The sequence below is a fragment of the Flavobacterium laiguense genome, from assembly GCF_003097655.1.
GTDB lineage: Bacteria > Bacteroidota > Bacteroidia > Flavobacteriales > Flavobacteriaceae > Flavobacterium > Flavobacterium laiguense.
Map to the genome: position 1 here is coordinate 1 of NZ_QCZH01000023.1, position 16,770 is coordinate 16,770.

Sequence of the window (16,770 nt, forward strand, 5' to 3'; positions counted from 1 at the left end):
TAAATTTGCCAGTTAATCTTTTAAATTTAATTGTTTTTTATCATAGAATGCGCTACTTCGGTAGCTAGCTTCTATCCTTCACGCAGGACAACCGGAGAATTTTAACCGTCGAATCTACTAAAACAACTTATTTCTTACATAATATTTGTACTTTAGTTTTATGAAAGTACTTCAATTTCCTTTGGCGAGAATAACGGCAGCCTTCATTCTAGGCATATTAGTGGTTTATTCTATAATCCCAAGTCCACTGATTGTGTTTATTTTACTTTCCATTTCTGCTCTCCTTTTTATAATCACCTATTATTTATCCATAACAAATTCAAAATTCTCTCTGATTTTTGGAATAGCGACATCTCTTCTTGCTTTTTCCATAGGAGGAACTACACAAATCATCCATACCGGTTCGTACAGTCCAAACAATTACACCAATAATAGAAACATATGCAAGAAAAACCACACCTTTACAGTAACTTTAAGAGAGAAACTAAAAAGTTCTAATTTTAGCGAGCGCTATATTGCTCTTCTCCATACAATAGACAAAAAAAAAGCTGCTGGAAGAATACTCCTCAACATCCGAAAAGACAGCTTAAAACATACTTTTGAAATTGGCAATCGTTTAAAAATAAATGGAATACTCTACAAAAACACAGCTCAAAAAAATCCAAACCAATTTGATTACCAAAAATACTTAGACAACAAACAAATTTACGCTCAACTCTATGCCGAGCCAAATGAGATTCAAGTAAGCACTGTAATTGAAAAGGACATTTGGTATTATGCCTCCAAATTAAGAACACGAATTATTCAGAATTTAAACAATAGTAATTTCCATGCAGCAGAACTAAACGTAGCCGTAGCATTGATTTTGGGACAACAACAAGATATTGATCCAAATATAATTCGGGATTATCAATATGCGGGTGCCGTCCATATCTTATCGGTTTCGGGATTGCATATCGGTTTTATATTGCTGTTTATAACATTTGTTCTAAAACCGTTACCCAATTCTAAACGAGGTTCTTTTATTAAATTAATAGTAACACTGCTCTCTTTGTCCCTTTTTGGAATACTTGCAGGTTTAGCTCCATCGGTGTTGCGTTCCGTTACGATGTTTTCCTTTGTTGCTATTGGATTATTTTTAAGAAGAAGTGTCAATATTTATCATACTTTACTCGTTTCCATTTTACTTATTTTACTGTTTCAACCTTACTTCTTATTCGATGTTGGCTTTCAACTGAGTTATATTGCTTTGTTTTTTATAATCTGGCTGCAACCGCTTTTGGCGATGCTCTGCACACCAAAGAGCAAAGTCCAAAAATACATTTGGGATCTACTAACCGTTTCTTTTGCGGCCCAAATCGGAACTTTACCTTTAAGTATCTATTACTTTCATCAATTTCCCGGATTATTCTTTATGACGAACTTAATTGTGATTCCGTTTTTGGGTTTCATAATGAGTTTAGGCGTTTTGGTTATGGTTTTAGCTGCATTCAATTGGGTCCCTTTCTATCCAGCCAAAGCTTTAGAAATAAGCATCTTTTATTTGGATAAAATCATAAACACAATTGCCTCATTCGAATCATTCATCATCAAAGACATCCCATTAAATACTTCACTCCTACTAACTGGATACCTCGTACTAATTGCAATGGTTATTTGGTTTAAAAAACCAAATTTCAAAAGTCTGGCGTTAGCATTAATTTCAATTGTAGCACTTCAAATTTCTAGTATAAAAACAAAATGGGATGTACAAAGCCAAGAAGAATTTGTTGTTTTTAATACCAAAAAGAACACTTTACTACTGGAGCGAAATGGTTTCACCACCACTTTGTATGCCAACGACAGCCTTTTAAAAACATACGAAAAAAACAATCTTATTTCATCCTATCTTTCAGGAAATTTTTGCACATTAAAACATAAAAGAAAATTAGAAAACACCATTTATTTTAAAGGAAATAAAATACTGATCCTTGACAGTTCTATGGTTTATCCAAAAACGATACAACCCGATGTTCTACTGCTTACACAATCTACAAGAGTCAATCTCGACCGAGTACTACAAAGTATAAAACCAAAAATCATAATTGCCGATGGATCGAATTACAAAACCATTCAAAAACGTTGGAAGCAGACGTGTGAACAACAAAAAATCCCTTTTCACTCAACAAGCGAAAAGGGATTCTATACAATCAATTAAACAAATTTAATTTAAGCTTTTTTAGATTTTTTGGTTTTTTCCTTCAAAGCAGCATTTTTAACAAAAGGATCTGCAACGGCTAACCAAGCAGTTGGCCCACCAGCTACATAACCCGTACTGCCAAGACCTTCAAAATTCACTTTTCCTTCTTTGTTAACAGTTGCATTTGCAAAATATACCGTTGGATAACCTTGAACCCCAAAAGCTTGTTGAAGTTCGTTATTTTGCTTTTTAATCTCATCAGATTGAGGAGCTCTTCTTGGATAATCCAACTCAACCAAAACAACACTTTCTTTTGCCCATTTGGTAAATTCGGGTGTTTTGAGCACTTCATTTTGCAAACGAATACACCATCCACACCAGTCACTTCCAGTAAAAAACAAAAGCAATGGCTTCTTTTCTTTCTTCGAAACTTTGATGGCTTCTTTTACATCGGTGTACCATTTTAATTCTTGAGCTTGAGCAGCACTTAACCCAATAAAGAATAATGCTACTAAAAATATTTTTTTCATTTGTTTATTATTTTAATTTTTAAAGTAAAATAGAACAACGCTAAAGTTAAAAACTTTCTTTTGTCTATTCCCTAATCGATTTCTGTTTTACAAATTTACACAAAAATAATACCAAAGTTTGTGGGCTACTTTACTTCTTGCATTAATTTTTTCATTATTGGCACCATCAGAATTAAAACAGCTCCCGCTATAAGAGAATATATAGCCAATTGGTAATACCCTTCAGTATACGATTGCAGTTTTGACATTAAAGTTGTTCCAGTATTGGCTTCGGCCATTTCAGCACCCAATTTACCCGCAGCAAATTGACCAAAAGCAGATGCCAAAAACCACAATCCCATCATCATTCCAAAAAGTCTTTTAGGAGACAATTTAGTAATAATAGACATTCCGATAGGTCCCAAGCAAAGTTCGCCAATCGTGGTTACCAAATACGCAAAAGTAAAAAGATTCAACGAAGTTATTCCCTCTACATTAGCAAAAAAACGCGTATAATAGAACAAATAGAACGATGCTCCAAGGAATAAAAATCCGATACCAAATTTAACGATGGTACTTGGTTCAATTTTTTTCTTAGCAAGCCACAACCAAAGTAATCCCAAAATAGGACTAAATATAACTACAAATAAAGAATTTGAACTATTATTGACAACGTTTGGATCGATGTTGAAAAACAAAAGGTTAGAGTTCAAATTATCTTTCGCGAAAAGAGATAACGACCCTCCACTTTGTTCGTAAATAGAATTAAAAACAAAATAGAAAAAGATAAATACAAAAGCTGCAAGCAACTTTTTACGTAATTTATTGTCTCCCAAATTATAGACCTCAAAAGCAAAATAAAGAACAGCAATCACCCCAATAGTACACATGAAATAATCCGTAAAATCGGTGTTTTTCACCATTATAAAAATAAACGGAATACTGAGCAATGACCCTACATAAACAGCAATCTCTTTGAATTTTCTTTTATTTGCTGATAAATTTAACAATGGCGAATCCCCAATTGGTCCAAGATGCTTTTTAGTTAATAAAAAAGTAACCAAGCCAATGATCATCACAACCGCTGCCGAAAGAAAACATAATTGCCAAGAATAATATTTACCCAAATAAATACACAAAGCGCCACCTAATAATCCTCCAATATTAATACCTGCATAAAACATACCGTAACCCGCATCTCTCCTATGATCATCCGCATGGTACAACTCTCCAACCATGGAAGAAATATTGGGTTTAAAAAAACCGGTTCCTATAATCGAAAAAGCAATTCCATAATAAAAAAGTGTTTGAGGAGAGAAAGCAATCAAAAGATTCCCCAAAATCATAACAACTGCACCAAACAGTAGCGACTTTTTAAATCCTAAAATCTTATCAGCAAAAATTCCTCCAATAAAAGTAAATGCATAAACAAAAGCCTGAATGGCTCCATATTGCAAACTTGCAGCCGCCTCTTTTAATAAAAGCTGATCTACCATAAAAAAAACAAGAACTCCTCTCATTCCGTAGAAGCAAAAACGTTCCCACATTTCTACTATAAACAAATACCATAATTGTTTTGGGTATTTGCCTTCAAAATTCTGAATTTGTTCTAAACTTAAATTTTGTTCCATTTTTATATAATTGTATTAATTAATTCCTTTTTCTTTCATTACAGCATTCAATCTTTTCAAAATAAATAGCCCTAAAACCGTCGCAAATAACAACAGCCCGCAATTTACAATGAAAAAATTAGCTTTGTTTTCATAATCATACCACATACTGGCTAAAACCCCAGACAATTTATTCCCGATGGATATAGACAAGAAGAAACCGCCCATCATTAAAGCGGTAAAACGTGGTGGGCTTAATTTTGAAACTATTGACAATCCCATTGGAGACAAACATAACTCCCCTATCGTAATTACTCCGTAAGTACCTACCAACCAAAGTGGCGAAACCTTTACGGCTCCATTACTTCCGATATAAACCGCAATAACCATAAACAAACAGGACAATGCCGATATAAACAACCCTAAAACAATTTTAGATGGCGTAGAAGGTTCTTTGCCTTTTTTGCGTAAGAAGGCAAAAAAAGCAACCAAAAGCGGTGTCAAGAGAATAATCCACCCTGGATTGATCGATTGAAAAAGCTCTGTATTGATTAATGAAACTTTAGCTTCCGGTTTTTTTTCTAAAGCTTCCTTTTGCTCAGATGAAACATTCGTAAAGTAAACATCTTTACCTTGTACTTTTATAGGTTCACCGTTTTCGTCCTTTTCCGCTTTAAATTGGTTATCGTACTTTTGAACTTCTTTGGTTTGAAAATCTTTTTTATCGACTAAATAAATTGAGGATAATGTTTTTTCCGTTGTACCCGTTACTTGTCTGTCTGTATAATAATTTGCCCATCGTGTAAGAGCAGTACCATTTTGCTTAAACACTGCCCAAAACAACATTCCAACCGCAAAAATAGCAAGCAATGCTCCTAGAGGTCTTTTATCTTCATGACTGGCTTTCAAATACAATCTTACATAAAAAATGATAATTGGAATACAGGCGAAGATAAAAGCATCAGTAGAATCGCTTTTAAAAATATTTCCAGGAATCATCCAACCAATTATTCCAGTAAGGATTGCCGGTAAAAACACCGATGCCAAAATTCTGTTCAAACTGATATCTCCTTCTTGCTTAGGCTTCATCACATTAGCCTGTTCCAGATGCTTTCTACCCATTGTAAAAATAATAAGTCCGAGAAACATTCCGATACCCGCAGTAATAAAAGCAGCACCCCATCCGTATTGGTTGCGCATAAAAGCTGCAATAATGTTACAGATAAAAGCCCCAATATTAATTCCCATATAGAAAATATTATACCCTGAATCTTTATAAGCTTTATACTCTTCTGTTGAATATAAATTCCCCACCAAAGTTGAAATACTTGGTTTAAAAAATCCGTTACCAACGATAATCAAACCCATTGAAATATAAAATGAAGTGATATCATGAAACCCTAAACCAATATATCCCAATGCCATCAGGAATCCACCTAAATAAATGGCTTTAAAATACCCAAGTACCCTATCGGCTAGAAAACCTCCAAGAAAAGGAGTCAAATAAGTTAAGGCAATATAGGTTCCAAAAATATCATCAGCATACTTATCAGAAAACGCTAATCCGCCAGTAGAAGCAGGATCAATCATATATAACACGAATATTCCAATAATTAAGTAATACCCAAAACGTTCCCACATCTCAGTAAAAAACAAAAACAATAACCCTTTAGGATGTTTACTTTTCATATGTGTTTTCTTTTTTTTTATTTGTCATATGTAATTCGCATATCTTCATTGGTGTTTCCGACCAATTTCCGGTCATGCTCATTTCATAACTATAAACTGTTAAAAAATAAAATACCTACTTGATAAAACCAAGTAGGTATTTCTAAATGTTACTATAAATTATCGAACACCGTGCATCATTTTTTTCAAAAATGGAGTCAATGCAAATAAAACAACTGCAGCGACACCAGTTAAGACAACAAATACCATGAAAAATTCAAATAAGTTATGAATTTCAAAACCAACAAAAATTGGGTTATGATCCATAATTTGATTTTTGTCTAATAATTGTAACTGTTCTGCTGTAGGCACAACCTTTTTATCTAAAACAGCTTGTAAATCTATTCCCAGCTCTTTTGCTTTATTGAATTTATCTCCTGTAGCTGGCAATATAGAACCTAAAGTTCCTGCCAGGGCATAACCAGATGCGTTCGACAAGAAAAACACCCCATATAATAAAGAAGAGAAACGTCTTGGAGATAATTTACCCACTAATGACAAACCTATCGGTGACAAACACAACTCAGCACATGTATTCAATAAATACAATAGAATTAACCATTTTATAGCCAACAATCCTGAAGTTCCAAGATCTTTTACTTGGGTAGCAATCATGAAGAAACTTACTGCAATTAACAATAATCCTAAAGCCAATTTTACAGGAGAAATAGGTTCGCTGTCTTTCGCTCTTAATTTATCCCATAACATACTGAACGGAACTGCCAAAGCAACAACAAATAATCCGTTGAAAATTTGCACCATAGATGCTGGCATTGGCCATCCAAAAAAGTTTCTGTCGGTTTGATAATCCGCAATAAAGGTTAATGAAGAACCCGCTTGTTCAAAAGCAGCCCAAAAGAAAATGATAAAGAAGGAAATGATATAAATTACAATAATTCTATCTCTTTCCACTTTTGTCAATGAACTATCCGATAAAATTAGCCCCGCCAAAGTAATACCACTGGCATAAATTATTGGATAAATAATCGTTTTTACAACATTGTCTCCATCTACTGAAAAATGAAACAACAAAAACATACCTATAAAAGCAAGTACAGACACGAATAAAGCTTTTGGAGTAAAAACAGCAGTTTGTGCCTCTCCTTCTTCGTAATCTGACGATTCATTTTTAGACGGTAATCCTCCTAATGGTTTTCCTTCTGGAGTAACCACATATTTATTTTTCAAGAAGTAGAACACCAAGGTTCCAATAAGCATTGCAATTGCAGCGGCAAGAAATCCCCATTTGAAAGCGTGAATATCTCTTATTCCTCCTGAACTTTTAACATCCCCTATTAATGGACAGATAAATTGACCTAAGAATGCTCCTAAGTTGATACCCATATAGAAAATAGTAAAAGCGGTATCCAGTTTGCTTTTTTCTTGTTTTGGATACAAACTTCCCACCATACTGGAAATATTCGGTTTGAAAAATCCGTTTCCAAAAATAATAACTCCTAAACCAGAATACATTATAGTAGTAGCTAAACCTAAATTTTCGCCAAAAACACTAGCACTGGTAAATAACATTAATTGACCGACAGCCATCATTAATCCACCAAGCATGATACAATTTCTATTTCCAAAAAAACGATCCGAAATGAAACCTCCAAGCATCGGAGTCAAATAACAAAGTCCAAGAAAACCTCCATAAATTAAAGAAGCATCTTCTTCTTTCATCATTAAGGAATTTACAAGAAAAAGAACCAATAAAGTTCGCATTCCATAGAAATTGAAACGTTCCCACATTTCGGTTCCAAATAACACCCAAAGTCCTTTTGGATGTGCTGTTTTAACTTGAGTTTCTGTCATTTTTATTGTTTTGGTTTTGGGTTTAGGTTTTGATTATAAATTTTCTTTGATAAAACTAGTCATTTTGTTGTACAATTGAATTCAATTATTATTTCTTATATCCAATTTTCACTCTTTCCGATTTATTTTCAACAATCTCGTTATCTGTGATTAAAAACTGAATTGCCTCAAAAATATCCTCAAATTGTTTATCATATCTAGTTTCTAATTCTTGAAGATGACTTTGAAAATTTTCAATATTTAAAAGTGTTTTTCGCAAGGCAATAAATGCTCTCACAATTGCAATATTCATTTTCCTTGCCTTTGAGCTTTTTAATACACTAGCCAACATCGTTACTCCGTGTTCTGTAAACGCATACGGCAAATATTTCCCTGTTCTATTTTTTGGTAAATTCATCATCACAATTTGTGATGATGAAGATGTAATCACAGATTGTGACAACATATTCTCCCATTCTTCTTTTGTTAATCTGAACATGAAATCTTCAGGAAAACTTTCAATATTTCTTTTTATCGCTTGATTCAAAACTCTTGTTTCCACTTCGTAAAGTTCGGCCAAATCAAAATCTAACATAATTTTGACACCATTAACTTCATATATTTTATTTTGAATCGTGATTAAGAGCATATTTACTTTTTACAAATTTTCTTTGATAAAATTAGTCATTTTGTTGTACAATTGAATTCTTGTTTTTCCTCCATAAATACCATGATTTTTATCTGGATAAATTTGAGAGTCAAATTGTTTGTTGGCTTGAATTAAGGCTTCCATCATTTGCATTGAGTTTTGAACATGCACATTGTCATCCGCAGAACCGTGAATCAACAAGAACTTTCCTTTTAATTTACCCACATGATTGATAGGCGAATTTTGATCGTATCCACTTGCGTTTTCTTGCGGTGTTTGCATGTATCTTTCTGTGTATATGCTGTCATAAAAACGCCAGTTGGTTACTGGTGCCACTGCGATTGCCATTTTGAAAACATCGGCTCCCTGAAAAATACAATTAGACGCCATAAAACCTCCAAAAGACCAACCAAAAATACCAATTCTTGATTTATCCACATACGGATAGTTCCCTAATACTTTGGCAGCATCAATTTGATCCTCTACTTCATATTTCCCTAATTGCAATTGGGTTACCTTCTTGAAATCGGCACCTTTGAAACCCGTTCCACGGCCGTCAACACAAGCAACAATATATCCTTGTTGTGCCAACATCATAAACCAATACTCATTAGAACTACCCCATTGATTTACCACTTGTTGAGAACCTGGCCCTGAATATTGAAACATCAAAACAGAATATTTCTTGGATGCATCAAAATCTGTTGGTTTTAAAATCCAAGCATTTAGCTCATTCCCTTTTTCCGTTTTCAAAACAAAAAACTCTTTAGAAGGCAAATTATACCCTTTCAATTTTGCAGCAAGATCTTGATTGTTTTCGATAACTTGAATTTCTTTCCCTGCTTTTGATTCATTTAAAGTATAAATGGTCGGCTGAGAAGCGCTTGAGAATGTATTAATGTAATATTGAAAATTAGGACTAAAGGTTGCCGCATTTCCACCTACGTTTTTAGATAAACGTATTTTGTTTTTTCCGTCAAGAGCAATTCTATAAACATCACGATTGATTGACCCGTTTTCTACCGATTGGTAAAAAACAGTTTTTGTTTTTTCGTCGAAACCGTAGTATGAAGTAACCTCCCAGTTTCCTTTAGTAACTTGATTTTTCAGCTTTCCAGTTTTATCATAAACATAAATATGATTGAAACCGTCTTTTTCGCTCGTCCAAATAAAGCTATTGTCTTGTAAGAATGTCAAATTATCGGTAACATCAACATAAGCTTTGTCTTTTTCATTTAAGACCACTTTTGCAATGGCTGTTGTCCCGTCAACAAATAACAAATCCAGATTATCTTGGTGGCGATTTAAAACCTGTGCCGACAACACATTGTTATCATTTGTCCATTGTAATCTCGCTATATAAAAGTCATTATAGTTTCCTAAGTCAACTTTTTTAGTAGCATTGCTTGCAGCGTCATACATATGCAATGAAACTACTGAATTTTTCTCTCCTGCTTTTGGATATTTGAATGTTTCAATTGTTGGATATAAACTTTTTTGAAAAATTGACATTGAAAATTCTGGAACTTCGCTTTCATCAAAACGGATGTAGGCTATTTTTTTGCTGTCTTTACTCCAATCGAATGCTCTTACAAAAGCAAACTCTTCTTCATAAACCCAGTCTGTAATTCCATTAATGACAGCATTCTTTTTCCCGTCTGTAGTAATTGCAGTTGATTTTTTCGAAGCTAAGTCATATATGTATAAGTTATTTTCTTTAGCATAAGCGATTTTAGTCCCATCAGGAGAAAAAGCTGGTTCTTGCACTTGAAAATCAAAAAGTTTTGTCAGCGTTTTGGCAGCAATATCATATAAAAAATAATCTGCAGTAAATGAGTGGCGGAATATTTGATTGCTATTACATGCTATTAACAGCTGCTTTTCAGAAGAGTCAAACGTATAACTGTCAATTCCATTAGTCAGTTCTTTAAAATTCTTAGTATCAATTAGGTTTGATACTTTTTTAAGTGTTGCAAAATCATAAAGATCGATTTGCATACTCTTTGTAGCCCTGTCAGAATTCAACACCGTATATTGATTAGTCTTCTTCATTGATTGCAATTCCTCCATGCCTTTGGCACGAAATGAACCTGTGAAAATTTCATCAACCGTTATTTTTTGTTGCCCAAAAACGGTAAAACACAAAAATAAAAGTAAGGCTGTAAATCTATTTGAATACATAATAATGATTTAAATAATAAAAAGGGACAATTTTAGTGAAAAATTTACAATTAACCGCTCTTTTTTGTGTTAAAAATAAAAAAAAGAGACTTTAATCCATAGTCTCATTTTTCTTTCATAAGTTTCTTTTTTTTTAGTAAATTTAACGTCTATCATTAGCTGTTACATCTCTGAAAATAAGTTTCTTAGGTTATTTAGAATCCGAATTGACATTCTGACTTTTATTTTTACCTAAAAAAAAACAAATACCTGGTTTTATGTCAAAACAAGTACTTGCCCTTATTCCTTTTTTCATAATTCAATTCTCGGCAAATAGTCAAGCTATTGATTATGGAGCAACTAAATATAAATCCAACTTCAATTTATTTCGCGATGGCTCTCCTTATTTTTCTAAGCTGTGGTTTATGCTCGTTCTTTTTTCCATATTCTTTCTTCTATTCAAATTCCTAATCGAAAAAAAATCAACTTACAGTAGGAATTTTGCTAACAATAATTCGAGGGGGGCAATCGATTCCGAAGAAATAAAAAATTATTTTTTATTTATAGGGATACTTTTCGTGACCTCCGAAATTTTAAATGCTGTATTTATCCCTAACCACAACCCAGATTTAGAGCTCAATATATTCATTGGGGCTACCTGTCTCATTATTTACGCATTAACTACTCAATTTTTATTTTTCGCAAAACATATTACAAAACCATTTTACATCATTTTCCTACTTTACGCAGCACTAACCTTATATAAAATCGCCAGCTATCCTTTTGACACTATCACCTATACCGATTTGCTTCTTATTCTTTTCTTTGCCTATACTGTTTTCAAAAATTTTAAGCATTATATAGGGTTTATGACAGTCATTTTTCTAGTGCTTTTCGTATTGTTACTCGATAAAACGAGCGAGACAAAACAATTGGTTACCCTAATTAATAGCTATTTTGCTGTCCTAATCATCAATTATGCTCGAAGAATTTCTTTCCTAAACACCCAAGACAAACTCGTCTTTACAGACAACATCATCAACCACTCCAATACTATTTCTATCGCAACCGATAAATTTGGAAACGTACTCTACTGTAATAATAGCATCGAAAAAATTCTGGGATATAAGCCAGAAGAAGTTATGGGCATGAATTTCTGGAAACTGACCGAGTACAAGGATTTTAAAGCCATCGATTATAATTTAATATACACTCCAAATAAAATTTCTTCTTGTGTATTAAAATGCAAAAACGGGAATTATAAGAGCATTCAATGGACAGATCAAAAACACCATGACAATCTGTTCGTAGCCAACTGTCTCGATGTGACAGATAAAGTGATAGCGGAAGAAAAATTCCAAAATTTACTGGAAAATGCATCGGATATTATTTTTGAAACCGACAATCAAGGCAATTATATTTTTATCAATCAATATGCCGAAACCCTCACAGGATATAGTAACACAACACTGTTAGGCAAGAATTTTACAACAGTTGTACAGGCCGATTATGCTTCAATTGTGAAAAACCACTACACTCAAACCCTAAAAGACAAATCCCGTTTTGACACCATTGAGTTTCCTATGGTTAAAAAAAATGGAAAAACTTTATGGCTGTCACAAAACGTAACGATAAAAAGAAATCTTTCAGGAAAAATCACGGGATATTCTGGCATCGCCAGAGACATTTCGGTCTCCAAAAAATTAGAGGCACAAGAGGCAAAACGACTTGAAAAATTGAATCAATTGACTCTTGTTTCTAATAAATTAGCCAATTTAGACTTTTTCAGTTTTGGCACTACTATAGAATTACTGCAACACATTACCAAAGAAGTTTCGTTTGCCTTACAAATTAATCGGGTCAGTTTATGGAAAAACCATCCAGATCACATTGAATTAACCAACTTATACATAAAAAATGAAGACAAACATTATGACGAATTCATTTTAAACAAAACGGATTTTCCTATCTATTTTAACACTATAGAAAACCAACCCGTCCTTATAGCCTCAGATGCACTAAATGATCCACAAACAATAGAGCTCACTGATGTTTATTTCAAAGAAAATAACATTAAATCATTATTGGACTTTCCTATTTATGTTTCAGGAAATCTAATGGCCATCTTCTGTCTTGAAGCTACAAATCAAATTAAAATATGGGAAGAAGCAGATGTTAATTTCACTAAAACTGTTACAGAGACTATAGCACTGGCTCTTGAAATAATTAAACGAAAAGAAGTTGAAAAACTGATTATTTACAAAAGTGAGTTACTCACTTCGATTTCAAGAATAACCGAAAAATTGCTTCACACCAATGACATAACCGATGTTTTTAATAACTCCATCAATGACATCGGGAAGACCACTAAAGTCGATCGGTTTTATTATTTTGAAAATGACATTACAACCAATCTTTTAAGTCAAAAATTTGAATGGTCTAGTCGCGAAGAACTCCAAGAAATAAACAATCCGGAATTACAAAACATTCCACAAGATGCCATACCCGAACTACTGGAGGTAATTCTAAACAACAAGCCATTTCTTTTTCTGGTAAAAGACATTCCTGAGGGGGATTTCAAAACTGTTCTAGAAAAACAATCCATACTGTCTATTTTAATTTTGCCTATATTCATCAAGACTGTTTTTCATGGCTATATCGGCTTTGATGACTGCACCTCCGAACGAATTTGGAACATCGACGAAATCAACATTTTGCAGACCCTTACTAATAATATTTCGGCAACTATGGAACGTATTGTCAACGAAAATACGATTCGCGAAAGTGAAGAGAAATTCAAATTGCTAGCCCATAATATTCCCGGAAGCGTCTATTTGGTCAAATGCAATCCCGAAAGAACAAAACTATTTTTAAATGACGAAATTGAAATATTGACAGGCTATTCAAAAGCCGACTTCTTTAGCAACAAGATTAGCCTCACTCAACTCTATCATCCGGAAGATAAAACCCGAATTCGTTCGGAGATAGACCAGGCCATAAGTCTGGGAAAACCCTTTCAAATCAGCGGGCGTTTGAACCGAAAAAACGGAGAATGTGTTTGGATTGAAGAGCATGGCGAAACCGTCGTATTAAATCAAGGAAACGCCTATATCGTTGGGGTAATACTAAATATTACCGAACGCAAAAATGCCGAAAACATCATGAAGGCTAAAGAACTTGCCGAAGCCTCAAATCTAGCCAAAACACAATTTTTAGCTAATATGAGTCACGAAATCAGAACCCCCCTAAACGGCATAATCGGTTTTAACAATTTACTTTTAAAAACAAAACTAACCGACTTACAAGAGCAATACTTACTAACGGTAAACCAATCGGCAGATTCTTTGCTCGAAATAATAAATGACATCCTTGATTTATCAAAAATTGAAGCCAGAAAACTCGAATTGCACATTCATAAAACAAATTTACACAACACCATCAATCAAGCAATTGACATAGTCAAGTTTTCTGCTCACGCAAAAAATATAGAACTTATTTTAAACATTGCAGATGACGTACCCTGTACTACTTGGATTGATGAAATTAGATTGAAACAAGTCTTAATAAACCTACTCGGAAATGCAATAAAATTTACCTCAGAAGGGGAAGTCGAACTCGAAGTACAATGTGACAAAATCACAAAGCATCGGTCCCTATTGAAATTTTTCATACGAGATACCGGAATCGGGATAAAACCCGAAAATCAGAAAAAAATATTTGAAGTGTTCTCACAAGAAGACGATTCAATCAATCGGAAATATGGCGGGACCGGTTTAGGATTACCGATTACCAACGAACTATTATCCTTAATGGGTGGACATTTACAACTAAAAAGCAGTTCAAAAGGAAGTGTTTTCTATTTTGAAATCAAAATCAAATCAGAGCATTCTGAAAGAAATAAAATAACAGAAAACAATACAATACAAAATGTTTTAATAGTCGAAAATAATCTCACCAATAGCAAAGTGCTAGAGCAAATGCTATTTAGCTTTGGCATTCAATCTGAAACCATCACGAATTCAAAAAAAATAATACAAAAGCTAAACGGAAACGGAACCGAAACAAAAAAATTCGATTTGCTACTCTTAGACTATAATCTGATTGGAAAAGAGGCCTTAGAGGAAATGCTAACTATTGATGAAATAGCAAAAAAACCGATTGTATTGATGCATCATTCCAATTCTAATGACACTCTTTTTATACAAAAAAACGCCATTACCCCAATTCTAAAACCCGTAAAAAAAGGCCTCTTACTAAACATTTTACACCAAATTGAGAACCCTTCCAAAGAGAAAAAACTAATCAAAAACAACACCCGGATTGAAAAGGTAATTGATGTAGATCATATCAAAATTCTCATCGTAGAAGACAATAAGATCAACATGTTGTTGTCTAAAACATTGGTCAAAAAAATAATTCCAAATGCCAATATTTTCGAAGCTACAAATGGGGTCGAAGCCATCGTTGCTCACCAAAGTTACACTCCTCATATCATCATTATGGATCTCCAAATGCCTGTAATGAATGGATATGAGGCTAGCCAAAAAATAAGAGCGATAGATACTGACTGCATTATCATTGCGCTCTCCGCAGAAATCATAGCCGAGGAGAAAGAAATTTTCCGCAATCACGGAATGAATGATTACATTTCAAAACCTATTCACAAAGAAATTCTCGAAAACACCTTGCTAAAATGGGTAAAAACAATAAAATCCCAAAAGAATAATTCTTTTTGAATTTGACATTCCCATTGGAATCCCCATTGACATTGGTTTTTGAAAACGTATCTTTGCAACACCATTACCTTTAATCAATAGACAATGAACAACGCTGTTGCTGGATTTTCTAAATTATCCAAAGAAGAAAAAATAAACTGGATTGCCAATCACTATTTTTCAACCCCAAGTGAGGCTATCTCACTCCTTAAAAACTATTGGAATACTGACGATAAAATTCAAAGGCTCCATGATGAGTTCATAGAAAATACCATAACCAATTTCTATATTCCATTGGGTGTTGCCCCAAATTTTTTGATTAACGGCAAATATAGTATCATTCCAATGGCCATTGAAGAAAGCTCGGTAGTGGCCGCTGCCGCAAAAGCTGCTAAGTTTTGGTCCACTCGCGGAGGATTTAAAACCACCGTTATCAATACCGAAAAAATAGGACAGGTCCATTTTATATACAAAGGGGAAGAGTCAAAATTATATTTGTTTTTTGCACAATTGAAATCAAAATTGTTCGAAGCTACAGAAAGCATTACCAAAAACATGCAAAAACGTGGTGGTGGAATTTTAGACATTATTCTAAAAGACAAAACAAATTTACTGCCAAACTACTATCAACTTCACGCTACTTTTGAAACTAAAGACAGCATGGGAGCCAACTTCATCAATTCCTGTTTGGAGCAATTTGCCAAAACCTTAAAAGAGGAAGCGCTGGAGTATGAGTTATTTTCGGAAGAGGAGAAAAACATACAGGTTGTCATGAGCATCCTTTCTAATTATGTCCCTAATTGCATTGTTCGAGCCGAAGTTTCTTGTCCTATCGAAGAATTAGCAGAAAAACATATTTTAAACCCTCAAGATTTTGCCGAAAAATTTGTTCAAGCCGTTCAAATTGCAGAGGTAGAACCTTTTCGTGCAGTAACCCACAATAAAGGTATCATGAACGGAATTGATGCTGTCGTGCTTGCTACAGGAAACGATTTTAGGGCCGTAGAAGCTGGCATACACGCATATGCCTCTAGAAACGGTCATTATTCTAGTTTATCACATGCTAAAATAGAAAATGGAATTTTTAGTTTCTGGTTAGAAATTCCGTTGGCTTTAGGAACTGTTGGCGGATTAACGTCCCTTCATCCTTTGGTAAAATTATCATTGGAAATGCTTGAAAAGCCTTCTGCCAAAGAGTTAATGCAGATCGTTGCCGTAGCGGGATTGGCACAAAACTTTGCTGCATTGCGTTCCTTGACCACAACAGGAATTCAAGACGGACACATGAAAATGCATTTGAATAATATTCTAAACCAGTTTGAGGCCAATGATGAAGAACGTGTTTTGATAAAAAAGCACTTCAAACACCACGTCGTTTCCCACAGTGCTGTTGTAGATTATATTGAAAATTTAAGAAAAAATGTTTAAG

Annotated in this window: 9 protein-coding genes; 3 read left to right on the forward strand and 6 right to left on the reverse strand. The window is 33.9% G+C overall.

Annotation, left to right across the window (positions count from 1 at the left end):
- Positions 1-160 precede the first annotated feature (160 nt).
- Positions 161-2,197 carry a ComEC/Rec2 family competence protein gene (locus DB891_RS14930; protein ID WP_116764387.1) on the forward strand — a complete coding sequence of 679 codons (2,037 nt, stop codon included), beginning with the start codon at positions 161-163 and terminating at the stop codon, positions 2,195-2,197.
- Between the two features lie 11 nt (positions 2,198-2,208).
- On the opposite strand, the gene DB891_RS14935 is transcribed toward DB891_RS14930, so the two are convergent.
- The 6 genes from DB891_RS14935 to DB891_RS14960 all read right to left on the reverse strand — a co-directional run bounded on the left by DB891_RS14935 (position 2,209) and on the right by DB891_RS14960 (position 10,647).
- A complete protein-coding gene (locus DB891_RS14935; RefSeq protein WP_116764388.1) occupies positions 2,209-2,709 on the reverse strand; it encodes a thioredoxin family protein in 501 nt (166 codons plus the stop codon).
- A gap of 125 nt (positions 2,710-2,834) precedes the next feature.
- Positions 2,835-4,319, reverse strand: a complete 1,485-nt coding sequence (locus DB891_RS14940; protein WP_116764389.1) for a peptide MFS transporter — start codon at positions 4,317-4,319, stop codon at positions 2,835-2,837.
- A 15-nt stretch (positions 4,320-4,334) separates the two neighbouring features.
- Positions 4,335-5,987 carry a peptide MFS transporter gene (locus tag DB891_RS14945; RefSeq protein WP_116764390.1) on the reverse strand — a complete coding sequence of 551 codons (1,653 nt, stop codon included), beginning with the start codon at positions 5,985-5,987 and terminating at the stop codon, positions 4,335-4,337.
- 159 nt (positions 5,988-6,146) lie between these two features.
- The gene (locus DB891_RS14950) at positions 6,147-7,838 is read right to left on the reverse strand and encodes a peptide MFS transporter (protein WP_116764391.1); all 1,692 of its coding nucleotides are present in this window, start codon (positions 7,836-7,838) and stop codon (positions 6,147-6,149) included.
- 88 nt (positions 7,839-7,926) lie between these two features.
- The gene (locus tag DB891_RS14955) at positions 7,927-8,466 is read right to left on the reverse strand and encodes an ORF6N domain-containing protein (RefSeq protein WP_116764392.1); all 540 of its coding nucleotides are present in this window, start codon (positions 8,464-8,466) and stop codon (positions 7,927-7,929) included.
- A gap of 9 nt (positions 8,467-8,475) precedes the next feature.
- Positions 8,476-10,647 carry a S9 family peptidase gene (locus DB891_RS14960; RefSeq protein WP_116764393.1) on the reverse strand — a complete coding sequence of 724 codons (2,172 nt, stop codon included), beginning with the start codon at positions 10,645-10,647 and terminating at the stop codon, positions 8,476-8,478.
- A gap of 257 nt (positions 10,648-10,904) precedes the next feature.
- On the opposite strand from DB891_RS14960, the gene DB891_RS14965 reads away from it, so the two are divergent.
- Together DB891_RS14965 and DB891_RS14970 are read left to right on the forward strand one after the other, a co-directional pair.
- Positions 10,905-15,362, forward strand: a complete 4,458-nt coding sequence (locus DB891_RS14965) for a PAS domain S-box protein (protein ID WP_116764394.1) — start codon at positions 10,905-10,907, stop codon at positions 15,360-15,362.
- An 84-nt stretch (positions 15,363-15,446) separates the two neighbouring features.
- Positions 15,447-16,769, forward strand: coding sequence for a hydroxymethylglutaryl-CoA reductase, degradative (locus DB891_RS14970; RefSeq protein ID WP_116764395.1), 1,323 nt, complete (start codon positions 15,447-15,449; stop codon positions 16,767-16,769).
- The last annotated feature ends 1 nt before the right edge of the window (position 16,770 follow it).